At 69.6% G+C, this 22,363-nt stretch carries 16 protein-coding genes; 7 read left to right on the top strand and 9 right to left on the bottom strand.

All coding sequences use genetic code 11. The annotated features are described in order from the left end of the window. The first annotated feature begins 12 nt into the window (after positions 1-12). A complete protein-coding gene (locus E7Y32_RS15035; protein ID WP_146337830.1) occupies positions 13-1,749 on the top strand; it encodes a serine/threonine-protein kinase in 1,737 nt (578 codons plus the stop codon). Here E7Y32_RS15035 and E7Y32_RS15030 read toward each other — a convergent pair. After that, positions 1,746-2,639 (bottom strand): TIGR01777 family oxidoreductase, encoded by an 894-nt coding sequence (locus tag E7Y32_RS15030; RefSeq protein ID WP_146337829.1) that lies wholly within the window; start codon positions 2,637-2,639, stop codon positions 1,746-1,748. The genes E7Y32_RS15035 and E7Y32_RS15030 overlap by 4 nt on opposite strands. Positions 2,640-2,713: 74 nt before the next feature. Between E7Y32_RS15030 and E7Y32_RS15025 the strand changes: the two genes are divergently transcribed. After that, complete coding sequence (locus E7Y32_RS15025; RefSeq protein WP_146337828.1) at positions 2,714-6,250, top strand: S41 family peptidase; 3,537 nt, start codon at positions 2,714-2,716, stop codon at positions 6,248-6,250. 72 nt (positions 6,251-6,322) lie between these two features. Here E7Y32_RS15025 and E7Y32_RS15020 read toward each other — a convergent pair whose 3' ends face one another. From E7Y32_RS15020 to E7Y32_RS15000, 5 genes are all read right to left on the bottom strand, one after another. Next, entirely contained in the window at positions 6,323-6,751 is a 429-nt protein-coding gene (locus tag E7Y32_RS15020; protein WP_146337827.1) for an OsmC family protein, read from the bottom strand. 202 nt (positions 6,752-6,953) lie between these two features. Continuing rightward, positions 6,954-7,304: a hypothetical protein gene (locus E7Y32_RS15015; protein WP_146337826.1), complete on the bottom strand. Its 351-nt coding sequence runs from the start codon at positions 7,302-7,304 to the stop codon at positions 6,954-6,956. A gap of 94 nt (positions 7,305-7,398) precedes the next feature. After that, the gene (gene sucB, locus E7Y32_RS15010; protein ID WP_146337825.1) at positions 7,399-9,156 is read right to left on the bottom strand and encodes a 2-oxoglutarate dehydrogenase, E2 component, dihydrolipoamide succinyltransferase; all 1,758 of its coding nucleotides are present in this window, start codon (positions 9,154-9,156) and stop codon (positions 7,399-7,401) included. A gap of 121 nt (positions 9,157-9,277) precedes the next feature. Then, a complete protein-coding gene (gene lpdA / locus E7Y32_RS15005) occupies positions 9,278-10,663 on the bottom strand; it encodes a dihydrolipoyl dehydrogenase (RefSeq protein WP_146337824.1) in 1,386 nt (461 codons plus the stop codon). A 263-nt stretch (positions 10,664-10,926) separates the two neighbouring features. Next, on the bottom strand, positions 10,927-12,453 hold the full coding sequence (locus E7Y32_RS15000) for a leucyl aminopeptidase (RefSeq protein WP_146337823.1): 1,527 nt from the start codon (positions 12,451-12,453) through the stop codon (positions 10,927-10,929). Positions 12,454-12,756: 303 nt separating this feature from the next. Between E7Y32_RS15000 and E7Y32_RS14995 the strand changes: the two genes are divergently transcribed. The 4 genes from E7Y32_RS14995 (at position 12,757) to E7Y32_RS14980 (ending at position 18,106) form a co-directional block, all read left to right on the top strand. Beyond that, the gene (locus E7Y32_RS14995) at positions 12,757-13,695 is read left to right on the top strand and encodes a proteasome assembly chaperone family protein (RefSeq protein ID WP_146337822.1); all 939 of its coding nucleotides are present in this window, start codon (positions 12,757-12,759) and stop codon (positions 13,693-13,695) included. Between the two features lie 35 nt (positions 13,696-13,730). Next, complete coding sequence (locus E7Y32_RS14990; RefSeq protein ID WP_146337821.1) at positions 13,731-15,062, top strand: nitrate/nitrite transporter; 1,332 nt, start codon at positions 13,731-13,733, stop codon at positions 15,060-15,062. 74 nt (positions 15,063-15,136) lie between these two features. Further along, positions 15,137-16,495, top strand: a complete 1,359-nt coding sequence (locus E7Y32_RS14985) for a DUF4192 family protein (protein ID WP_146337820.1) — start codon at positions 15,137-15,139, stop codon at positions 16,493-16,495. A 276-nt stretch (positions 16,496-16,771) separates the two neighbouring features. Next, positions 16,772-18,106: an RNA polymerase sigma factor gene (locus E7Y32_RS14980; RefSeq protein WP_146337819.1), complete on the top strand. Its 1,335-nt coding sequence runs from the start codon at positions 16,772-16,774 to the stop codon at positions 18,104-18,106. 171 nt (positions 18,107-18,277) lie between these two features. On the opposite strand, the gene E7Y32_RS14975 is transcribed toward E7Y32_RS14980, so the two are convergent. Then, the gene (locus tag E7Y32_RS14975) at positions 18,278-18,499 is read right to left on the bottom strand and encodes a hypothetical protein (RefSeq protein WP_146337818.1); all 222 of its coding nucleotides are present in this window, start codon (positions 18,497-18,499) and stop codon (positions 18,278-18,280) included. Between the two features lie 241 nt (positions 18,500-18,740). Between E7Y32_RS14975 and E7Y32_RS14970 the strand changes: the two genes are divergently transcribed. Further along, entirely contained in the window at positions 18,741-20,849 is a 2,109-nt protein-coding gene (locus tag E7Y32_RS14970; protein WP_146337817.1) for a type IIA DNA topoisomerase subunit B, read from the top strand. A gap of 22 nt (positions 20,850-20,871) precedes the next feature. Here the strand turns inward: E7Y32_RS14970 and E7Y32_RS14965 are convergent, their stop codons facing one another. Together E7Y32_RS14965 and E7Y32_RS14960 are read right to left on the bottom strand one after the other, a co-directional pair. Continuing rightward, positions 20,872-21,876, bottom strand: a complete 1,005-nt coding sequence (locus E7Y32_RS14965; RefSeq protein WP_146337816.1) for a M56 family metallopeptidase — start codon at positions 21,874-21,876, stop codon at positions 20,872-20,874. 6 nt (positions 21,877-21,882) lie between these two features. Further along, positions 21,883-22,269 (bottom strand): BlaI/MecI/CopY family transcriptional regulator, encoded by a 387-nt coding sequence (locus E7Y32_RS14960; protein WP_146337815.1) that lies wholly within the window; start codon positions 22,267-22,269, stop codon positions 21,883-21,885. Positions 22,270-22,363: the final 94 nt, after the last annotated feature.

Below are 22,363 nucleotides of genomic sequence, written 5' to 3'. Positions count from 1 at the left end.
TATTCCTGAGCTATGGATGATGACACGCTGCCTTCCCTGCCTGCCGCCGGGCGGGCCCCGGAGGTTCCCGGGTACGACGTCGGCCGGCTGCTGGGGCGCGGCGGAACCGCCGCCGTCTGGCTGGCCACGGACCATGTGACGCGCCGTGACGTCGCGCTGAAGTGTTTTGCCGGTGCCGGGCCAACGGCGCCGGACGACGCCGAGGAGGCCGTGCGGCGCGAGGTACGGATCCTCTCCGTGCTCGAGCACGAACACCTCGTCAAGGCCCGCGCCGTGGTGCGGCTGCGCGACGGGAGCGGCGATGCCGCGGGTCTGGGCCTGGTGCTGGATTATGCGCCCGGCGGATCACTGGCGGCGCTGCTGGCCGCGCGCGGCAGCCTCACGCCGGGGGAAGCCGTCACGATCCTGACGCCGATCGCGCAGGCGCTGGCCTATCTGCACGGAAACGGCTTTACCCACGGCGACGTCTCACCCGGCAACGTGCTGTTCACCGCCCGGGGCAAGCCGCTGCTCTCCGACCTCGGTGTGGCCCGGATGCTGGCGGACCCGGGGGCACCGTCCCGCCCCGGCACGGACGGGTTCCGCGACCCAGCGCCGGTTGATGCCGTCCGGGCCGGGCTTCAGCCGGAGGGTGACGTTTATTCCGTGGCGGCCCTGGGCTGGTTCTGCCTGACCGGCAGGGCGCCGGAGCCGGAGACGCAGCGGCCGCCGCTGCCGCTGCTGGTTCCGGGGGTTCCGGCCGGGCTCGCAGAGGCCCTCGAGGCGGGACTGCGCTCCGACCGGCGCCAGCGGCCGTCCGCGGCAGAACTCGCGGCCGCCGTCTTCCGCAGCGCGCCCGCAGCGCCCGTGGACCTCTCGGCGTCGGTGCACCCGACCGTGCTGCCTCAGCTGCTGACCCGGCGCTCCATGCCCGTGAGTGCGAGGGCGCGCCGGACGGCACGGCTCCGGGCCTGGCTCCGGGCCTGGCAGGGCCGGTCGCGGGGAGGGCGCGGCCGGGGACGGCGTCCGACGGCTGACTCGCGGCTTCGCCCCGCACTCGCTGTATCGACGCAGCGAGCCGGGACCGATGCCGCTAGCGGAGGGGCAGACCGCGCACGGCATGCAGGATCGCTTGGCCGGGTGCAGCGTCTGCGCCGGGCAGGCGTCCGCCGGGCAGGCGTCCGGCGGACTGCGGCGGCATTCGTGCTGGCAGCCCTCGTCACGGCCGGCGGCATTGTCGGGGCGCCGCTGCTTGCCGGGCCGGCGCCCGGACCATCCGTGGACCCTGCACCTGCCTCCGGACAAGGCGCGCAAGCCAGCCCGGACGCGGCCGGGGCACCCCGGGACGTTCCCGCGGAATTCCAGGAGCTGCTCGCGGCACCACGGCCGGAGGACGCCGTCCGGGGCCTCGCCGGCCTGCGTTCCTATGCCCTCGCAACGGGAAGCCTCGGCTTGCTGGAGAGCGTCAACGTCCCGGCGTCGCCGGCTGCCGCCGCGGACGCCGCGCTGGGTGCAAGGCTGGCGGAATCGGGCCATCTGCTGGAGGGGTTCGAGGCCCGGCTCTCGCTGGTCGAGAGCCAGCCGGAAAGCACCCCCGCGCGGGCCGTAGTGGCCCTCAGCGTGGCCTCGCCGCCGTACCGCGAGCTCGACGCCGGCGGCTCGGTCGTGGCCGAAGCGGCCGCCGCGGGGGAACGCCGGCTCCGCCTGGTCCTGGTGCCGGTGGACGGCAGGTGGCGGATCCAGGAGATCCTCCCCGGCGCCGGGGACTAGGACCGGCCCGCCACCCAGGCGGCGGCCTCGGCGAGGGAGGGGTGCTGCCAATGGAACCCGGCACCGGCCAGGGCCGGGGGCTCCATCCGCTGGCTGGCCAGCAGCAGCTCGTTGGCCAGCTGGCCCAGCACGAGGCGCAGGACCGGCGCGGGCACCCGCAGCAGGGCCGGCCGGTGGAGCGCCCCGGCCAGCGCCGTGATCAACGAGTTCACGTCCGCGCTTTCCGGCGCGCAGATGTTGACCGGCCCGGCCAGGGGCGCGGAGAGCAGGAATTCGAAGGCACCCGCCACATCCGGAAGCGTGATCCACGGCCAGTACTGGCGGCCGTTGCCGAGGGGGCCGCCCACGCCCAGGCGCAGCAGGGGCAGCAACCGGCCCAGCGCCCCTCCGCTGCGGCTCAGGACGACGCCGGTGCGGGCGGTGACCACCCGGACCCCGGCCGGCGCCTCGTGCGCGGCGGCCTCCCAGTCAACGCAGATCCGGGCCAGGATGCCGTTCCCTGCGGGAGCGTTCTCCCGGAGCACCGCGGACCCGGCGTTGCCGTAATAGCCGGAGGCGGACTGGCTCAGGAAGACCGCGGGCGGGGTGTCCATCCGGCCCATCGCCGCCGTCAGGGTCCGAGTCGCGCCGAGCCGCGAGGTGCCCAGTTCGTTGATCCGGCGCCGCGTCCAGGGCCGGTCGCCGATGCCGGCGCCGGAGAGGTTGATGACGGCGTCGGCGCCCTTGAGGGCAACGTCGTCGATCCGTCCGGCGGCGGGGTCCCATTGGAACTCGGCGGCCGAGGCGGCCGGCCGCCGGACGAGGCTGACGACGTCGTGCCCGCTGCCGCGCAGCGTGCCGGAAAGGGCGGTTCCGATCAGCCCGGAGGCGCCGGCAACAAGGATTCGCATGATCCATCTCACCATGCCCGGCACGGCAGGGGAACCTCCCCGGAGGCCGCGTCCGTTTTGACTATGATCGAACGATGACCAATTCGAGCTACCTCCGTTTTCCGCATCTGCACGGCGATCTGGTCACCTTCGTGGCCGAGGACGACGTCTGGATTGCGCCTCTTGACGGTGGCCGCGCCTGGCGGGTTTCCTCGCTGCAGCTGCCCGCCCGCAACCCCCGCTTCAGCCCCGACGGGCAGCGCCTGGTGTGGACGGTCGTCCAGGGCACCGCCCCGGAGGTCGTGACCGCGGACGTCGACGGCGGCGGATACCGGCAGCTTAGCTACTTCGGCCACAGCTCCACCCGGGTCAAGGGGTTTACCCCCGACGGCGACGTGGTGGTCACCAGTGCCTTCCGGCAGGCAGACAGCCGCCTGACCCACGCTTACAGCCTGCCGGTGGACGGCGGCTGGGCCGAGGAACTGCCGTTCGGGCCCGTCGAATCGGTGGCCTTCGGCACCGTGGTCGGGGACGAACGGCCCGTGGTCCTGGCCAGTGTGCTTTCCCGCGAACCGGCCTGGTGGAAGCGCTACCGCGGCGGCACGGCCGGCAAGCTCTGGATCGACGCGGACGGGAACGGCGAGTTCGAACGGTTCGTCCCGGAACTCGACGGCAACCTGACCGACCCCATGTGGGTTCGCGGCCGGATCGCCTTCCTTTCCGACCACGAGGGCTACGGCAACCTGTACTCGGTGCTGCCCAACGGCACGGACCTGCGCCGCCACACGGATCACGAGGACTTCTACGTCCGGCATGCCGCCACGGACGGTGAACGGGTGGTCTTCGAATCCGCCGGTGAACTCTGGCTGCTGGCCGGCCCCGACGCGGACGCGGTCAAGCTCGACATCACCCTGGGCTCGGCCTCGCAGGCCCGGCGCTCCACCGCGCTGAAGCCCTCCCGCCACCTGGGCGACGTCATCCCGGACCACACCGGCGACGCCAGCGCGGTGGAAGCCCACGGCACCCTGCACTGGCTGCGGCACAAGGACGGCCCCTCGCGCATTGTGGAGGCCACCGCCGGCGTCCGCGCACGCCTGCCCCGCCCGTTCGGCGCCGGCCGGATCGCCTACGTCGCGGACCACGGGGGAGCCGAAGCCCTCTACCTGAAGGCCATCGCGGCCCCCGTGCACGGCGGCCCGGCAACCGCCCCGGCGGCTGCCGCCAGGGCCGGGCACGACGGGGACAGCGGCACGCCGCTGCCCCGTCCCGTCTCCGCCGCAGCCCTGACCCGGCCGGACGCGGCCGCCACCGCCACGGACTCTGACGGCCACGCCCACAACGGTGACGCCGCCGACGGCGCCGCCACGGACGCGACGGTCCACGACGGCGGGTCCCGGGACGGCGCAGCGCATGCCGCCGCGCAGCTCACCCGGATCGACTTCCCGAAGCCGAGCCGCGCCAGCGCCCTGGAGGCCAGCCCGGACGGCAACTGGGTCGCCGTCGGCACCTCCTTCGGCGACGTCTACCTCGCGGACACCCGCACCGGCGCCCTTTCTGTGCTGAGCAGCATCGGCGAGGGCAGCATCGACGGCTTCAGCTGGTCGCCGGACTCGGCGTGGCTGGGCTGGGCCGAGCCGGTCACCTCCTTCGGTTCCCGCACCCGGCTCCGGCTTGCCGGGATCGCGGCCGGAACAGGCCCGGCTGAAACGGGCACGGGGGAGACTCCCGCCCGGCCCGTGATCATCGACGTCACCGACGGCCGGTTCCGGGACGAGTCGCCCGCCTTCACCCCCGACGGCAAGTTCCTTGCCTTCCTTTCCAACCGCAGTTTCGACCCGGTCTACGACGGACACTCTTTCGACCTGTCCTTCCCGAGCCCGATCAAGCCCTACCTCGTCGCCCTGGCCGCCGACACCCCGTCCCCGTTCGGGCCGAGCATTGCCCTCCCCGGCGATGGCGCAGACTCCGCCGGCGCCGCCGAGACGGCCGGCACCGAGGATGCGGTGTCGGTCAGGGTCGACGCCGAGGGGCTGGCGCACCGCGTGATCAACGTCCCGGTCCCGCAGGGCAACTACTCCGACCTCTCCGCCACCGCCGGTGCGCTGCTCTGGCTCGACCACGAGCTGGCTGGCGTGACGGGGGAGGGCCGGGCCACGCTGGAGGACAAGAACGCGGCCCCGAGCCTGGTCCGCTTCGACCTGGCCAAGCGCCGCACCTCCACGATCGTCGAGGCCCTGGACAGCTACCGGCTCACCGGCGACGGCGAAAAGGTTGTCCTCGTCCAGGACAAGCAGATCCGCGTCTCACCGGCCGCAGCCAAGGCTGATGAGGACTCCGGGCAGCTGGTTAAGGTCGATCTGAACCGCATCCGGGTCCGACTGGATCCGGTCAGCGTCTGGGGGCAGGCCTTCGACGAGGCCTGGCGCCTGCAGCGCGATTTCTTCTGGACCGAGGACATGGCCGGCCAGGATTGGGACTCCGTGCATGCCCGCTACCGGCCGATCGTGGAACGCCTCGGCTCGCACGATGACCTCGTGGACCTGCTCTGGGAGCTCCACGGCGAGCTGGGCACCTCACACGCTTACGTCCGTCCGGCACTGGTGACGGAGAACGGCAGCAACGGCCAGGGCCGCCTCGGTGCGGACCTCGCCTTCAACGGCGAGGGCTGGGAAATCACCCGCATCCTGGCCGGTGAATCCTCGGACCCGCTCGCGACCTCGCCGCTGACCCGGCCCGGGGCGGACGCCCGGGTCGGCGATGTCCTGCTGGCCATCGACGGCGTCGAACTCTCCGAGGCTCTCACCCCGGCCGTTCAGCTGGCCGGAGCCGCCGGCCGCGCCGTCGAACTGACCCTGCGCAACGGCGTCGGACACGGTGACCAGGCAGGGAAGCAGCGCCGTGTCGCCGTCGTGCCGGTGAAGGACGAGGAACGGCTGCGCTACCAGGAATGGGTCGCATCCAACCGCCGCACGGTGCGGGAGGCCTCGCACGGGACCTTTGGGTACCTGCACATCCCGGACATGATGGCCAATGGCTGGGCCCAGTTGCACCGCGACCTGGACACCGAAACCTCGCTCGACGGCCTGATTGTGGACGTCCGCCGCAACCGCGGCGGCCACACCTCGCAGCTCGTGGCCGAGCTGATCGGCCGCAAGGTCACCGGCTGGAGCATGCCGCGCGGCGAGCGGCCGCGTACGTACCCGCACCATGCCCCGCGCGGGCCGGTCATCATCCTCACCGACGAATTTGCCGGCTCCGACGGCGACATCATCACCCAGGTGTCCAAACTCCGCGGGATCGGGCCGGTCATCGGCACCCGGACCTGGGGCGGCGTCGTCGGCATCGACAACCGCTTCGCCCTCGCGGACGGCACCGGAGTCACCCAGCCCCGCTACGCCACCTGGTTCACCGGCGGTGTGGGCTGGGGCGTCGAAAACCATGGTGTGGCCCCCGACATCGAGGTCGCCTTCCCGCCGCACGCCTACGCCGCCGGCGCGGACCCGCAGCTGGAATACGGCATCGGCGCCCTCAAGGAAATGATCCAGGAGCTTCCCACCGACCGCCCGCCGCTCCGCGAGGGCTACCGCACGGTGCGTCCGGCCCCGTTGCCGGCCCGCCGGCAGGGAAACTAGCGCACATCACGAAGGCCCCCGCCCCGGGAAATCCGGTGCGGGGGCCTTCGGCGTCCCTGGGGGGGCTGGCTGCTAAGCGGACAGCGTGGCGTCCAAGGTGATCTTGATGCCGGTCAGGGCCGCGGAAACCGGGCAGCCGGTCTTGGCTTCCTCAGCGATGCGCTGGAAATCCTCTTCGGAGATGCCGGGCACGCGGGCGTTCAGCGTGAGGTGGCTGCCGGTGATGCCGGTGCCGGGCTCGAACGTGACGTCGGCCTTGGTGTTGACTTCCTCCGGGGTGTGGCCGGCCTGGGCCAGCGCGTGGCTGAAGGCCATCGAGAAACAGGCCGAGTGCGCCGCGGCGATCAGTTCCTCCGGGCTGGTCTTGCCCTCGGCCGCTTCGGCGCGTGCCTTCCAGGTCACGTCGAAGTTGCCGAGCCCGGAGCTGTCCAGGGTGGTGTTGCCCGCCCCCGACATCAAGTCGCCGTTCCATACAGTGTGTGCGGTGCGTGTTGTTGCCATGTCCACTCCTCAGCGTCGTTGAATCAGCGATCCGGCCAGGTAGGCGGGATCCTGCCGTTCCCCATCCTAGGGAGTCTGGCCCGCGGCCGCACCCGGTGTCCGCTCTCAGAGGACCGCCTCGCCATATTCCGGTCGGGACAGGCTTAACGACGACGGCGACGCACCCGCGCGGGGTGCGTCGCCGTCGCTGTGGCGGGCGGAACTACTGCCAGAGGGTGGCGATGGCCACGTTGAGCAGGGCAAGGCCGCCGACGCTGTGCGCGAGGCCCTTGCTGACGGGTTCGTCCTTCTTGTACTTGCGGCTGCCGATGAACGCGAGGACCACCACGGCGAGGGCGATCGAGAACTTGATGCCCAGCTTGAAGTAGTTCGCCTCCATGTTCAGGGCCGGGATGAGGCCCATCATTACAATGCCGGTGATGATCTGCAGGGCGGCGCCGTCGAACTGGCGGGGGTGCACGGTGGGTTTCTTCATCTGGGCAATCCAGATACCGACAATCATGGCGGCGCCGATGATGTGCAGGAAGACCATGATGTTATAGACGATGTTCATGGGACCTAGCTTAGCGACAAAGTGTCCGCAAATTGCTAAGGGCACCTTCCCTGACGGGAAGGTGCCCTTCGCTCACCTCGCGGTGGGCCGCAGCCTAGAGGCCGAGGTCGGCTTCGAAGGCGCCTTCCTCAAGGCGTGCCTTCAGCGTCTGCAGGAAGCGTCCTGCGTCGGCGCCGTCCACCAAGCGGTGGTCGTACGTCAGGGAGAGGTACATCATCGAACGGATCGCGATCGAGTCGTCGCCGTTCTCGTCGGAGACCACGACGGCGCGCTTGACGATCGCGCCGGTGCCGAGGATGGCGACCTGCGGCTGGTTGATGATCGGGGTGTCGAAGAGGGCGCCCACGGAACCGATGTTGGTGATGCTGAAGGTGCCGCCGGAGAGCTCGTCCGGGCCGATCTTGCCGTTGCGGGTGCGGTCGGCGACGTCGGCGATCTTGCCGGCCAGGCCGGCCAGGTTCAGGTTGCCGGCGTCGGCGATGACCGGAACCAGCAGGCCCTTGTCGGTGTCTACGGCAATCGCCAGGTGCTCGGCGTTGTGGTAGGTGATCTCCTGCTTGTCCTCGTCGTAGGAGGCGTTGACCTTCGGGTGCTGCTTCAGGGCTTCGGCGACGGCCTTGGCGATGAAGGGCAGGAAAGTCAGCTTGGAGCCGTTCTGCGCTTGGAAGGAGTTCTTGGCCTTGGCGCGCAGCTTGGCGACCTTGGTCATGTCCACCTCGTGGACCTGGGTCAGCTGGGTGGAGATGTCCAGCGACTCGCGCATGCGGCGGGCAATGACCTGGCGGATGCGCGGGGCCTTCTGCACGGTGCCGCGCAGCGAGGACAGTTCAGCCGACGCCGCGGCCGGGGCAGCGGACGGGGCGGAGGCAGCAGCCGGGGCGGGGGCTGCCTTGGCTTCGGCTGCGGCCAGCACGTCCTGCTTGCGGATGCGGCCGCCGACGCCGGTGCCGGTCAGCGAGGAGATGTCCACACCCTGCTGGTTGGCGAGCTTGCGGACCAGGGGAGTGACGTAGCCGGACTCAGCCGCGCCTGCGGGAGCGGCCGGGGCTGCTTCCTGCTTGGGAGCCTCCTGCTTGGGTGCTTCGGCCGGAGCCGGGGCTTCCTGCTTTGGGGCTTCCTGCTTGGGAGCCTCCTGCTTGGGTGCCTCGGCCGGAGCCGGGGCTTCCTGCTTCGGAGCTTCCTGCTTGGGAGCCTCGGGTGCCGGTGCGGGTGCCGGGGCGGCGGCGCCGGAGCCGATCACGGCGAGGACGGAACCGACCTCGGCCGTCTCGTCTTCGGCGACGCGGATTTCCTGCAGGGTGCCGGCGACCGGCGAGGGGATTTCGGTGTCGACCTTGTCGGTGGAGACTTCCAGCAGCGGCTCGTCCACCTCGACGGTGTCGCCGATGCTCTTCAGCCAGCGTGTGACGGTGCCTTCGGTGACGCTCTCGCCCAGGGCGGGAAGGGTCACTTCGTGGCCCTCGCCGGCGGGGGCGGCGGCCGGGGTCTCGGCAGCTGCCGGGGTCTCGTCTTCGGGGGCGGGAGCCTCCGTGCCGGCGGGGGTCTCGGCCGGAGCTTCGGCAGCGGGGGCTTCCTCGGCGGCCGGGGCAGCTGATTCGGCAGAGCCGGAGCCGGAGCCGTCGCCGATGCGCACCAGCGGTGCGCCGACCTCGGCGGTCTCGTCTTCGGCGACGAGGATTTCCTCGATCACGCCGGCGATCGGAGAGGGGATCTCGGTGTCTACTTTGTCGGTGGAAACTTCGAGCAGGGGCTCGTCCACCTCTACCCGGTCACCGACCTGCTTGAGCCAGCGGGTGACGGTTCCTTCGGTGACGCTCTCACCGAGGGCGGGCAAGTTAACGGATTCAGACATGTCGTCCCCGTTCTCCTTATTGATCTTTGGTGCGGATGGTTGCTGCCTGGTTCGAGCTTAGTGCACCCGGCTTTTCCGGCCGGATGCACTAAGCACGGTGATCTTGCGGTGGTGCGGGCTGTTAGCCGTGCAGGGGCTTCCCGGCCAGGGCGAGGTGGGCTTCGCCGAGCGACTCGTTCTGGGTCGGGTGGGCGTGCACCAGCTGGGCCACGTCCTCCGGGTAGGCTTCCCAGTTCACGATCAGCTGGGCCTCGCCGATCTGCTCGCCCATGCGGGCGCCGATCATGTGGACGCCGACGACGGGGCCGTCCTTCTGGCGGACCAGCTTCACGATGCCGGACGTGCCCAGGATGGAGCTCTTGCCGTTGCCGGCGAGGTTGTATTCCTGGGTCTCGATCTGGTCGTCGCCGAACTTGGCCTTGGCAGCCTTCTCGGTGTAGCCCACGGTGGCGATCTCCGGCTCGGAGTAGGTGACCTTGGGGATGTTGACGTCCTCCACGACCACGGGCTTGAGGCCGGCGATTTCCTCGGCCACGAAGATACCCTGCTGGTAGCCGCGGTGGGCGAGCTGGACGCCCGGGACGATGTCGCCCACGGCGTAGATGTTGCCGACGCCGGTGTGCAGGCGCTCGTTGGTGATGACAAAGCCGCGGTCGATCGTCAGCCCGGCCTCTTCGTAGCCGAGGTTGGCCGTGACGGGGCCGCGGCCGACGGCGACCAGCATAAGGTCGGCTTCGAAGGTCTTGCCGTCGACGAGGGTGACCTTGACGCCGTCGTCGTTCTGCTCGACGCCCTGAAAGAAGACGCCGGTGGAGAACTTGATGCCGCGCTTCTTGAAGGCGCGCTCGAAGTTCTTGACGATCGTCGCGTCCTCGTTTGGGACGAGGGACGGCAGGCCTTCAACGATGGTGACGTCGACGCCGAAGGACTTCCAGACTGAGGCGAACTCGACGCCGATCACGCCGCCGCCGAGGATGATGGCGCTCTTCGGGATGAAGTCCATGGTGAGGGCTTCGTCGGAGGTGATGACCTTGCCGCCGATTTCGAGGCCGGGCAGGGTGCGGGAGTAGGAGCCGGTCGCGAGGACAATGTTCTTGCCCTTGTACGCGGTGCCGTTCACGACGACGGTGTCGGTGCCCTGGAGCTTGCCCTCGCCCTCAATGACGGTGATGCCCTTTTTGCCCTTGATGAGTCCCTGGAGGCCCTTGAACTTGCCGGCAATGATGCCGTCCTTGTACGCGTTGACGGCGTTGATGTCGATGCTGTCCAGGGTCACGTTGACGCCGTACTTGGCGGAATCACGGGCGTGGTCGGCCAGTTCGGCGGAGTGCAGCAGGGCCTTGGTGGGGATGCAGCCGTTGTGCAGGCAGGTGCCGCCGAGCTTTCCCTTTTCGATGAGGCCGACCGTAAGGCCGAGCTGGACGGCGCGGAGCGCAGTTGCGTAGCCGCCGCTGCCGCCACCGAGTACCAGGATGTCGAATTCTTGCGCAGTTGCCTGATCGGCCACTAAAACGCTCCCTCGCGTGAACGATGACACGAGAACACGCATCATCTGGTCTTGGAACTTCTCTGCCGCGATTATGCCAGCAGGCCGGTTCCCTTTCGTTTGGAATTACTTCTGTGAAGCTCATTGCTGTGAAACTACGGTTCACCTTAGCGAACCACTAATACATGCTCCACCTTGCCGTGGCGTTTGTGGAGCGCTTGTGTCCAGTGTCACGCGGCCTTGTGGCCGGGGTATCAGCCCCGGCCACAAGGCCGCGGTTCCGGCTAGACGGCCGTGGAGAGAAGGTCCTCGACATAGGCCACCAGGGTGCGCACCGTGCAGCCGGTTCCCTGCTTGTGGTTGTAGCCGTACGGGCTGCCGTTGTTGAAGGACGGTCCGGCGATGTCGATGTGGGCCCACGGGATCTGCTCGCCGTCCTTGCCCTTGCCGACGAATTCGCGCAGGAATACGGCAGCGGTCATCATGCCGCCGTGCCGTTCGCCGATGTTGGCGATGTCGGCGACCTGCGAGTCCAGGCTGGGACGCAGTTCCTCGGGCAGCGGCATCGGCCAGACCAGCTCGCCGGCGCGGTCCGCGGCGGCCTTGATCGCGCCGGTGACCGAATCGGAGCCCATCACGCCGGCGGTGCGGTCGCCGAGGGCGATCAGCTGCGCGCCGGTGAGGGTGGCGACGTCGATGATCGCGTCCGGGTACTCCTGGCTCGCGGCGACGATGCCGTCGGCCATCACCAGGCGGCCCTCGGCGTCGGTGTTCAGCACCTCGACGGTCTTGCCGCCGAAGATGGTCATGACGTCGGCAGGACGCTGGGCCGCGCCGGAGGGCATGTTCTCCGCGATGCACAGCCACGCGGTGGCCTTGACCGGCAGGCCCAGTTCGGCGAGGGCCAGGACGGTGTTGAGGACGACGGCGGCGCCGGCCATGTCCGACTTCATGTCGCCCATGCCCAGGTGCGGCTTCAGCGAGATTCCGCCGGTGTCGAAGGTGATGCCCTTGCCCACAAGCGCGATCTTGGCGGTGGCTTTGGCCGGGGCGTACTCGACCTTGACCAGGCGCGGCTGGCGGGTGGAGCCCTTGCCGACGCCGAGGATGCCGCCGAAGCCGTCCTTCTCCAGGCGCTTCTCGTCCCAGACGGTCACCTTGACGGGCAGGCCCTTGGCCAGGTCCTTGGCGGCGTCGGCGAACGACTCGGGGTACAGGTGGCTCGGCGGCTGGTTGACCAGCGTGCGGGTGGCGTTGACGGCCTTGCCGATCAGGGAGGCGCGCTCGAGCACGGGCGCCAGTGCCTTGTCCGCGGCGAAGTCGGTGAGGATGCGGACATTCTTGACCGGGTCCTTGATGCCGTCCTTGGCGGTGCGGTACTCGGTGAAGGAGTAGGCGCCCATCGCGGCGCCTTCGGCGACGGCCGCGACGGCGGCCAGGCTCGGCGTCGGCAGTGCGAGGGTGACGGTGGCGACGCCGGCGAGTTGGCGCACGGCGGAGCCGGCCGCCCGGCGCAGTGCTTCCTCGGAGAGCGGGGCGCCGGCGGCGACCTTGCCGACGCCGGCGAGGACCAGCACGGTCGCGCCGGCCTCGGGCAGGCCGGGGAGGCGGTGCGCTTGGTCGGCGGCACCGGTGAGGCCAAGAACGGCCAGGGACTCGGCCAGCGCCTCGGCAGCCTTGGCCGAGAGCGGGTTCTCCAGCAGCACGGGGCCGTCGGTGCCCTGTCCCACGCCGACGACGAGGGCGTCGGACGGCGACTTCTTCAAGTCTCCGGCGATGGCACTCAGTTTGACTTCGGTATTCTTGACCACGAGGACAGTCCTCAATTCTCTGTGATATTTCGGCAGGAACTGCATGTTCGGCGCCCTGCCACGGGTACCTGAGCCACCGTCGGCATTGCACGCGATCCGGTGTCTGCAAGGCCATCTATAAGGCCAGCTCCGATCGTAGTCTCTCCCCGGCGCCGAAGTTCAATTTAATGAGAGCTGGCCCACAGTCGCGGCAGGAATTACCCCGGCAGGCAGGGCGTTGTAGCTGGTATCGGCACGGCCCGTGGGCCGCCGCGCCCTCCGGCTCCGCCGCCCCACCACCTGCTACTGCGAAAGGAACATGCCGTGATGGAACGGATTTCAGGCTCCCTGCTGGACCCCCAGACTCTGTACGTCCGTGATGACGCGCTGTTCCGCAGTCCCGAGCTGCGCGGGCTCAACCTGCTGATGGGCTTCACCGGCTTCGCCGACGCCGGCCACGTCGTCAAGCAGATCACCGCGGAACTGCTGGACACCCTGGAGTCCGAGCTCATAGCCGAGTTCGACGCCGACCAGCTGATCGACTACCGCTCCCGGCGGCCGCAGGTCAGCTTCGTCGAGGACCACCTGCAGGACTACCAGGCCCCGCGCCTGGCCCTGTACCGGATGCAGGACGGGCTGGGCAAGCCGTTCCTGCTGCTGGCCGGGTTCGAACCGGACCTGCAGTGGGAGCGCTTCGCCCGCGCCGTGGTCGGCATCGTGGAGGAACTTGACGTCAATCTGGCGGCCTGGATCCACTCCATCCCGATGCCGGTGCCGCACACCCGCCCGGTCGGGGTCACCGTGCACGGCAACAGGCCGGAACTGATCGAGGGGATCTCGGTCTGGAAGCCCACCGTCGAGGTGCCGGCCGCCGTCGGCCACATCCTGGAGCTGCGCCTGGTCGAGGCGGGCCGGAACATCGCCGGCTACGTCATCCACGTGCCGCATTACCTGGCCGAGGCCGAATACCCGACGGCCGCCGTCGCCGGGCTGGAATACCTGGGCGCGGCGACCTCGCTGATGCTTCCCACTGACCGGCTCCGCGAAGCCGGCCGGGAAGTCGGCCGGCAGATCGCCGAACAGATCGACGCCTCCGAGGAGGTCCAGCAGGTCGTCTCCCGCCTGGAAACCCGGTACGACGAGAAGGCCGAGGGGACGGTGCGCCGCTCGCTGCTCGCCGACGAGAACGACCAGCTCCCCAACGCCGACGCGCTCGGCGCCGCCGTCGAGGCCTATCTGGCCCGTAAAGAGCCCGGCGAATAAATACTATTTAGGACGGGCCGGGGCATAATGGGGGAGTGACCTCCCCCCGCGCCTGGCTGATCTGGATCGTCGGGGTCTTCGCGTACCTGGTGGCGGTCAGTCAGCGCACCTCCTTCGGCGTCGTGGGCCTCGAGGCCACTGCCCGGTTCCACGCCAGCGCCGCCGAAATCTCCTTTTTCACCGTGCTGCAGCTGCTGGTCTACGCTGCCCTGCAGATTCCCGTCGGCGTGCTGGTGGACCGCTTCGGCTCGCGCGCCATGATTGCCGGCGGCGCCCTGCTGATGGGCTTCGGCCAGCTCCAGCTGGCCTTCGCCGACAGCATCCCGGGCGGTGTCCTGGGCCGGGTGCTGGTGGGCGCCGGGGACGCCATGACGTTCGTGTCCGTGATCCGGCTGATCCCGCTCTGGTTCGCCCCGTCCCGGGTGCCGCTGCTCACCCAGCTGACCGGCATGTCCGGCCAGCTGGGCCAGCTTTTCTCCGTGGTGCCGTTCGCCCTGATCCTGCACTCGGCAGGCTGGACCCCGGCGTTCCTGACCCTGGCCGGGATGTCCGGGCTCGCCGTCGTGCTCGTGGTGGTGCTGTTGCAGGACCTGCCGCCGGGCCACCCCGCGCCGGAACCCTCGCAGGGGCTGCGCGCCACCGGGGTGTCACTGTCCCGGGCGTGGCGCCAGCCCGGCACCCGGCTGGGCCTGTGGAGCCACTTCACCGTGCAGTTCAGCGGCACCGTCTTCGCGATGACCTGGGGCTACCCTTTCCTGATTTCGGCGCAGGGGCTGGACACCGGCACCGTGTCCGCCCTGATGGCGCTGTACGTCGCCGCCGCGATGGCCGCCGGGCCGCTGATGGGCAGCTTTGTGGCCCGCCACCCGCTGCGCCGCTCCACCATGGTGCTGCTGATCTCCGGCGCCACGGCCGTGGCCTGGGCCGCGGTGCTACTCCAGCCGGAGCGGTCGCCGCTGTGGCTGCTGGCCGGGCTGGTGGTGGTCCTGGCCGTCGGCGGCCCCGGCTCGATGATCGGCTTCGACTTCGCCCGGACCTTCAACCCTGCGCACCGGATCGGGACCGCCACCGGGATCGTGAACGTGGGCGGCTTCATCGCCGCCCTGCTCTCGATCTTCCTGATCGGGCTGGCGCTGGATGCGCTGCACCTGGCCGGGCTGTCGCCCGAAGGGCTTTACAGCCTCGGCGCGTTCCGGATCGCGCTCAGCGTGCAGTTCCTGCTGCTGGTGGCCGGTGCCGCGGCCATCCTGATCACGCGGCGGAAAGTGCGCCGGCAGATGGCGGCGCAGGGCGTGGTGGTGCCGCCGCTGCTGGCGGCCCTCGCCCGGCAGCGCCGGCTCGTCGCGGAGCGCCGCCGCACCCCCTGATTGGTTTTGCGGGGTTGTCCACATAGCAGGCTTCGGGGCTGACCGCCGCTTCCGGCGCGGACGAAGCTGGGCCTATGACAGCCCCCGACCATCTGAAAATCACCGGCCCCGAAGACATCCTCGGCTTCATCCCGCATTCACTCGGCTACTGGCCGGCCAACAGCCTCGTGGCCATGACCTTGCAGGGAAAGCGCCTCGGGGCGACCCTGCGGGTCGACCTCCCGGAGCCGTCCAGGTGCCGGGGCCCTGCGCTGGCCGCGTTTGCGCGGACCGTCCGCGACTACCTTGAGGCCGACGAGGAGGCGGACGGCGCGCTGCTCGCCATCTTCTCCGCGCCGGAGGGCGCTGCCGACGACGGCGCGGAGGGGGACACGGCCGACGACGGCGGACCCGACGCCGGCGGAGGCGTCCCCGACGGCGACATCGCTCCCTCCCTGGCGAGGCTCCTGGCTGAACTGGAGCGCACCCTCGGCGCGGCCGGGCTGCCGGTGCGGGATGCCTGGCTGATCGGGGCGCGGTACTGGCGCAACGCCCACTGCACCGACCCGTCCTGCTGCGCGCCGCCGGGCCGGCCGATCGAGGAAATCCGGAACAGCAGGCTCAACGCCGAGCTCGTCTTCCGTGGCAGCAGCGTGGGCGCCGCCCCGGGCCGCTCAGCCCGGGGTCGCCCGGCCGCGGGCGGGACGCCAGCGCCGGACGAGCCGGCCGCGCTGGAGGCGGAGCAGGGCTGGGCCCGGGAATTCTCCGGCCGGTGGCGGAACCGGGCGCAGTTCCATGCGGTGCTGGAGGTCTGGGAGCGCGTGCTGGAGTCCGCGAACCGCCCGGCGGGCAATACCGCCGGGAGGCAGTCCGCCGGCGTGCCGGCTGCCGCGCTTCAGGCCGGCCTTGCCGGGTACCTGCGCGCGACGCTGTGCGTGGCGCCCTGGCGGGACGCAGTCCTGGTCATGGCCGCCGCCGGGCGCGCGGCCGCGGAAGCCGGAGCCGAGAAGTTCGGCGTGTTCGACGCCGGGCCGGACGAGGCGGCCCCGCTGCCCGAGCTCGACGGCTTCCCCGTGGCTGCGCCCGCTCCCGGCCCGGCGCCGGGGGAGGCCCCCACTGCCGGGGAGACCCCGGGGTACGGCGACGTACTGCTGGGCCTGCTGCCTCCGGCTCCGGACTGGGCACGGCTGGCGGGGCTCGACCGGGTTCTCGTCTTCCTCGGCGGCTGCGGCGGCGGGGAGGCAAAAGCCGCTGCCCTCACCGGCCGGGGCTGGATTGAATGGTGCCGCGGCCGCGGGTCGTTCGCCGATGCGCTCTTCAGCGCGGCCGACGCCGAACAGCCCGGCTACCGGCTGGCCGAGTTGCTGGCCGAGCTGGGCCGCCGCGGGACCTTGTGCGGGTGGGCGCGGCGCAGGGACGCCGCGTGGCAGAAGTTCGATCCCGACGCCGCCTGACGCCTGCCGGCGCGGTGCGCCATACAACGCGGCAGGAGCGGCTTCGAGGCCCTGATCCGGAAAATCGTGAGACAATGGTTGGCGAGACCCGGTTGGGTCCGTGGATTGAGTGCGTGTAACGAACCTTGGAAACAGGGAACATTACGGCCGTTCCGGCAGTTCTACTAAGTGGCTCTGCTGGTCGTGGTTGCGCTTGATGGGAAACACGGACTTGACAGGGTCATAGTGGTGTTGCCCGTATGGTGATTCCGCAGACCGCTGCTAGAAAGGTTTTCTGTGACCCCGTCTTCCGCGAAGAAGGAACCCGCCGACCAGGCCGAATTGTCTCCCGAGGAGAAGAAGGCGGCGGCAAACGCCAAGCGTGCCGCTACGCGTGCAGCCAACAAGGCTGCTAAAGACGCAGCTTCCGCCGCCGGCGATGACTCCGCCCCGGCAGTCGCCAAGCCTGAGCCCAAGAAGCGCGGGCCCAAGCCCGGCGCCAAAGCCGCGGCCGAAGCCGCCAGCAAGTCCCGGGACGAGGACTCCGACGACGTTGAGGTCGACGAGGAACTCGATGACGTGACCCCCGATGTCGTCGAGCTCGGCGACGACGGCGAAGAAGTAGCAGGCAAGGCGGCTGCAGCCACCACCGGCTCCGGCTTCGTCTACTCCGACGCCGACGACGACGACGCCCCGGTGCAGCAGGTTATGTCCGCCGGCGCCACCGCCGACCCGGTCAAGGACTACCTGAAGCAGATCGGCAAGGTCGCGCTGCTGAACGCCGAACAGGAAGTCGACCTCGCCCTGCGCATCGAGGCGGGCCTCTTTGCCGAGGAGAAGATCGCTGCCGACGACGGCTCCATGGATCCGAAGCTCAAGCGCGAGCTCGAGTTTGTCATCCACGACGGCAAGCGCGCCAAGAACCACCTGCTGGAGGCCAACCTTCGTCTGGTGGTCTCCCTCGCCAAGCGCTACACCGGCCGCGGCATGCTGTTCCTGGACCTCATCCAGGAAGGCAACCTGGGCCTGATCCGTGCTGTCGAGAAGTTCGACTACACCAAAGGCTTCAAGTTCTCCACCTACGCCACCTGGTGGATCCGCCAGGCCATCACCCGTGCCATGGCCGACCAGGCCCGCACCATCCGCATCCCGGTGCACATGGTGGAAGTCATCAACAAGCTGGCCCGCGTCCAGCGCCAGATGCTGCAGGACCTCGGCCGCGAACCCACCCCTGAAGAGCTGGCCCTCGAGCTGGACATGACCCCGGAAAAGGTCGTCGAGGTCCAGAAGTACGGCCGCGAACCGATCTCGCTGCACACCCCGCTGGGCGAGGACGGCGACTCCGAATTCGGTGACCTGATCGAGGACTCCGAAGCCGTGGTCCCGGCCGACGCCGTGAGCTTCACCCTGTTGCAGGAACAGCTGCATTCGGTGCTGGACACCCTCTCCGAGCGCGAGGCCGGCGTCGTCGCGATGCGCTTCGGCCTGACCGACGGACAGCCGAAGACTTTAGACGAAATCGGCAAAGTCTACGGCGTCACGCGCGAGCGTATCCGCCAGATCGAATCGAAGACCATGTCCAAGCTGCGCCACCCGTCCCGCTCGCAGGTCCTGCGCGACTACCTGGACTAAGCACCACCTCAGGCAGCGCGGGGTCTCGTCCCGCCCATGGTCTTCGGATCCATGGGCGGGACGGGACCCCGCGTTGTTTGTTTAACGCCGCCGCCAGCCCGGGGCATGCCGCCCCGGCGGTTAACGCCGAAGGGCCCCTCCGCAATGGAGGGGCCCTTCGTGAGTGGACGTCTAGTCGACCGGAACCGGTGCCTTTTCGTGGAGGCGGCCCGTCTCGTCGTGCCAGTCGGAACTGAGCGGCCGAAGGTTCGGTTCAACGGCGCGTGCATGGTGAGCGCAGAAGAGCAGTTCACCGCCGGAGGCTCCGAGAACAACCCGGACGTATGCCTGAGCTCCGCAACGGTCGCACCGGTCAACGGTGGTGAGTTTGCGGTCCGCAACTGCTGTTGTCATGTTCGGCCTCCTTAGTAGATCGATACATCTATATAACCAGCATTCGCAGACAATCCATGGCAAGGATGGGCCACTTTCGCTGTCCGCGTATCACGGCTCAGTAACGGCTGCCGCTGCGGTGTCCGGGGCGGTGTCCGCCGGGTTGTCCGTCCGGGGGAGTGGCAACCCGGCGAGGCGCCGGAAGCCGACTAACCTAGGAAGAGCGTCTTTTACGTTCCATCCCTGAAGGAGTTTCCGACCCGTGGCCCCAAGTTCTGATTACACTGCCCGGCATCTCTCCGTGCTGGAAGGCCTCGAGGCCGTCCGCAAGCGCCCGGGCATGTACATCGGCTCCACCGACTCCCGCGGGCTGATGCACTGCCTCTGGGAGATCATCGACAACTCCGTCGACGAGGCCCTCGCCGGCTTCGGCCACGACATCAAGATCATCCTGCACGCGGACAACTCGGTGGAGATCCACGACGACGGCCGCGGCATCCCGATCGACGTCGAACCCAAGACCGGGCTCACCGGCGTCGAGGTCGTGTTCACCAAGCTGCACGCCGGCGGCAAGTTCGGCGGCGGTTCCTACACCGCCTCGGGCGGCCTGCACGGCGTCGGCGCCTCGGTCGTGAACGCCCTGTCCTCCCGGCTGGACGTCGAAGTGGACCGCGGCGGCAAGACCTACAAGATGTCGTTCCGCCGGGGCGAACCGGGCCGCTTCAAGGATCCGGGCACCAAGTCGGACCCCGCCGCCGTCTTCGAGCCTTTCGTTGACGGTTCCGTGCTCGACGTCATCGGCAAGGCCAAACGCGGCGTCACCGGCACCAGGATCCGTTACTGGGCCGACCGGCAGATCTTCACCCCGGACGCGAAGTTCTCCTACGACGAGCTCGCGGCCCGCGCCCGGCAGACCTCCTTCCTGGTCCCCGGGCTGAAGCTCACCGTGCGGGACGAGCGCCGGGTTGCCGGCACCCCGGGCGAGTCCGGCCCGCACGAGGAGGTCTTCCACCACGACGGCGGCATCTCCGAGTTCGTCGAGTTCCTCGCCGCCGATCCGGCCGTCACCGACATCTGGCGCCTGCACGGCGCCGGGAAGTTCAAGGAAACGGTGCCCGTCCTGGACGAGCGCGGCCACAGCCAGCTGGCCGAAGTGGAGCGCGACTGCGAGGTGGACGTCGCCCTGCGCTGGGGCATCGGCTACGACAGCACCGTGCGCAGCTTCGTCAACATCATCTCCACGCCCAAGGGCGGCACGCACCAGTCCGGCTTCGAACAGGCGCTGCTCAAAACCTTCCGCAAGGCCGTGGAAACCAACGCCCGCAAACTCAAGGCCGGCAACGACAAGATCGAGAAGGACGACATCTTCGCCGGGCTGACGGCCGTGCTGACGGTCCGCCTCGCCGAGCCGCAGTTCGAGGGCCAGACCAAGGAGATCCTCGGCACCTCGGCTGTCCGGGCGATCGTGGCGAAGGTGGTGGAGCAGGAGATCAACGCCAAGCTCACCTCCTCCAACCGCAACGACAAGGCCCAGTCGGCGCTGCTGCTGGAAAAGGTCGTCAGCGAGATGAAGTCCCGGATCTCGGCCCGCGTGCACAAGGAGACCCAGCGCCGCAAGAACGCGCTGGAGACCTCCTCGATGCCCACGAAGCTCGCGGACTGCCGGACGGACGACGTCGAACGCTCCGAACTGTTCATCGTGGAAGGCGATTCCGCGCTCGGCACCGCCAAGCTGGCCCGTTCCTCGGACTTCCAGGCGCTGCTGCCGATCCGCGGCAAGATCCTGAACGTGCAGAAGGCCTCGGTGGGGGACATGCTCTCCAACGCCGAATGCGCCGCGCTGATCCAGGTGGTGGGCGCCGGCTCCGGCCGCAGCTTCGACATCAGCGCCGCCCGCTACGGCAAGGTCATCTTGATGACCGACGCCGACGTCGACGGCGCCCACATCCGGACGCTGCTGCTGACACTGTTCTTCCGGTACATGCGCCCGATGATCGACGAGGGCCGCGTCTTCGCCGCCGTCCCCCCGCTGCACCGGGTGGAGGTCATCAACGCCGGCCAGAAGGCCAACGAGATGATCTACACGTACTCGGAGGCGGAACTGCACGTCCTGCTGGCGCGGCTCGCCAAGGAGGGCAAGCGGTACAAGGAGCCGATCCAGCGCTACAAGGGCCTGGGCGAAATGGACGCGGAGCAGCTCGCGGAAACCACCATGGACCCGCGCCACCGCACGCTGCGCAAGGTCGGGATTGAAAACGCGAAGCAGGCCGAGGAGACGTTTGACCTGCTGATGGGCTCCGACGTGGCGCCGCGCAAGGACTTCATCATCGCGGGGGCCGCGAGCCTGGACCGGGAACGCATCGACGCCTGACGCCTCTGCCCGACCCGGCGCCCTAGCCGAGCAGGCCGGGGACGATCAGCAGTGCGGTGGGCACCGCCAGCAGCAGCAGGCAGGCGCCCAGCACCGCGAGACGCAGCGGCTCGGGCAGCGGCGGCTGGGGGGAGAGCAGCCGGCTCACGCGCGAGGCGGTGGTCGCCGCCGAACCGGCACCCCCGGTGGCGCCCGGCTGGCCGGCATCGGCCTCCGCAGCCGGGTCGCCGAACGCCATCCGGGCCGCTGGCATGGCCGGGCCAGCGGCCGCGCCGGCGGAACCGCTCGCCACAATCGCGATCGCCTTGATCAGGGTGGCCCGGCTCTCGGTCTTGAGCGCGACGTCGTCGGCCAGCATCTCGATCAGCGAGTTGACCGCCTCCTGGGCCAGCCGCGTGGTCGGCAGCCAGGGCAGGGCCTGCCGCCAGGCCGCGAAGGCCCAGAGCAGCAGGTGGTGGTGCTGGCTCAGGTGGGTGTTTTCGTGGATCAGGACCGCACGCAGCTCGTCCGGTTCCAGGGCCGCCATCAGGCCGTCCGAGAGCACCGTGACCGAGCGGGCGCCGCCCGGCAGGCAGTACGCGACGGGGGAGTCATGGCTGATCACCATGGTCCGGGGACCGTCGGCCGACGGGGAGGCCAGCAGCGCCAGCAGCTCGCGGTGGCGCCGGCGCTGGCGCTGGATCTTGTAATAGGTCAGCAGCAGGGTGAAGACCAGGTGGGCGCTCAGCAGCGCCGCGGCGGAGAGCGCAAAGATGTGCCAGAAGCCCAGCGCCGTCGTGGGGTCGTTTCGGAAAACCATACCGGCCAGGGCCCGGAGGCCCGCCAGGAGGTTGTCCCCCACCGGTTCCAGGCCGTAGACGAGCATGGCGCCGATCATGGACAGGCCGCCGGCAAGGGCGATCGCCTGCCAGAGCAGCATGGCCGTAAAGGGGGAGCGGGCCGGCCACTGGGCGCGGGAAAGAAGGATAGGCACCGGCCAGGCCAGTGCTATCGCCAGGACCGCCAGAAAATATGAGGTCCAGAACATCCGGTGTTAGCTGCGGCCCAGGAGCTTGCGCAGCGTTTCCGCCTCGGTCGCGGACACGGAGCCAATGAAGCGCGCCAGCACAGCCTCGCGGTCGGGGGCGGAGCCGAGCACCTCGTGCATCAGTTCCGCGGTGTGGTCCGCGCGGCTGGAGACGGCCTGGTAGCGGTGCGGGCGGGTGCCGCGTTCGCGCTCCACGAGGCCCTTGCGCTCAAGCCGGGAAAGAACGGTCAACACGGTGGTCACGGCCAGGTCCTTGCCCTCGTGGCCGGCGGTGTCGCCGGGCGACCGCGTGCTCTGCGCCAGCAGATCCCGCAGGGTGTTTGCCGTCGCAGCCTCCTGGCCTGCCCAGAGCAGGTCCATCACTGCCCGTTCCAGTTCGCCGAGACTTGCCATTCCGTATGTCCTTCGTGAGTGCCTCCCGGACGCCGTGTCTGCGCCGGGTGGTTGCTGAGTACTTCAGCGTTAAATTTACCGCGTTTTGCGTCCA

The organism is Arthrobacter sp. UKPF54-2, from assembly GCF_007858535.1.
GTDB lineage: Bacteria > Actinomycetota > Actinomycetes > Actinomycetales > Micrococcaceae > Arthrobacter.
Note: the sequence above shows the minus strand (reverse complement) of the source record. Positions and strands in the feature narration are given on the sequence as shown.

Bases quoted from the DNA above. Each gene is read 5' to 3' on its own strand.
- E7Y32_RS15035 (WP_146337830.1), top strand. From the start codon at position 13: ATGGATGATGACACGCTGCCTTCCCTGCCTGCCGCCGGGCGGGCCCCG.
- E7Y32_RS15030 (WP_146337829.1), bottom strand. From the start codon at position 2,639: ATGCGAATCCTTGTTGCCGGCGCCTCCGGGCTGATCGGAACCGCCCTT.
- E7Y32_RS15025 (WP_146337828.1), top strand. From the start codon at position 2,714: ATGACCAATTCGAGCTACCTCCGTTTTCCGCATCTGCACGGCGATCTG.
- E7Y32_RS15020 (WP_146337827.1), bottom strand. From the start codon at position 6,751: ATGGCAACAACACGCACCGCACACACTGTATGGAACGGCGACTTGATG.
- E7Y32_RS15015 (WP_146337826.1), bottom strand. From the start codon at position 7,304: ATGAACATCGTCTATAACATCATGGTCTTCCTGCACATCATCGGCGCC.
- sucB (WP_146337825.1), bottom strand. From the start codon at position 9,156: ATGTCTGAATCCGTTAACTTGCCCGCCCTCGGTGAGAGCGTCACCGAA.
- E7Y32_RS14985 (WP_146337820.1), top strand. From the start codon at position 15,137: ATGACAGCCCCCGACCATCTGAAAATCACCGGCCCCGAAGACATCCTC.
- E7Y32_RS14975 (WP_146337818.1), bottom strand. From the start codon at position 18,499: ATGACAACAGCAGTTGCGGACCGCAAACTCACCACCGTTGACCGGTGC.
- E7Y32_RS14965 (WP_146337816.1), bottom strand. From the start codon at position 21,876: ATGTTCTGGACCTCATATTTTCTGGCGGTCCTGGCGATAGCACTGGCC.
- E7Y32_RS14960 (WP_146337815.1), bottom strand. From the start codon at position 22,269: ATGGCAAGTCTCGGCGAACTGGAACGGGCAGTGATGGACCTGCTCTGG.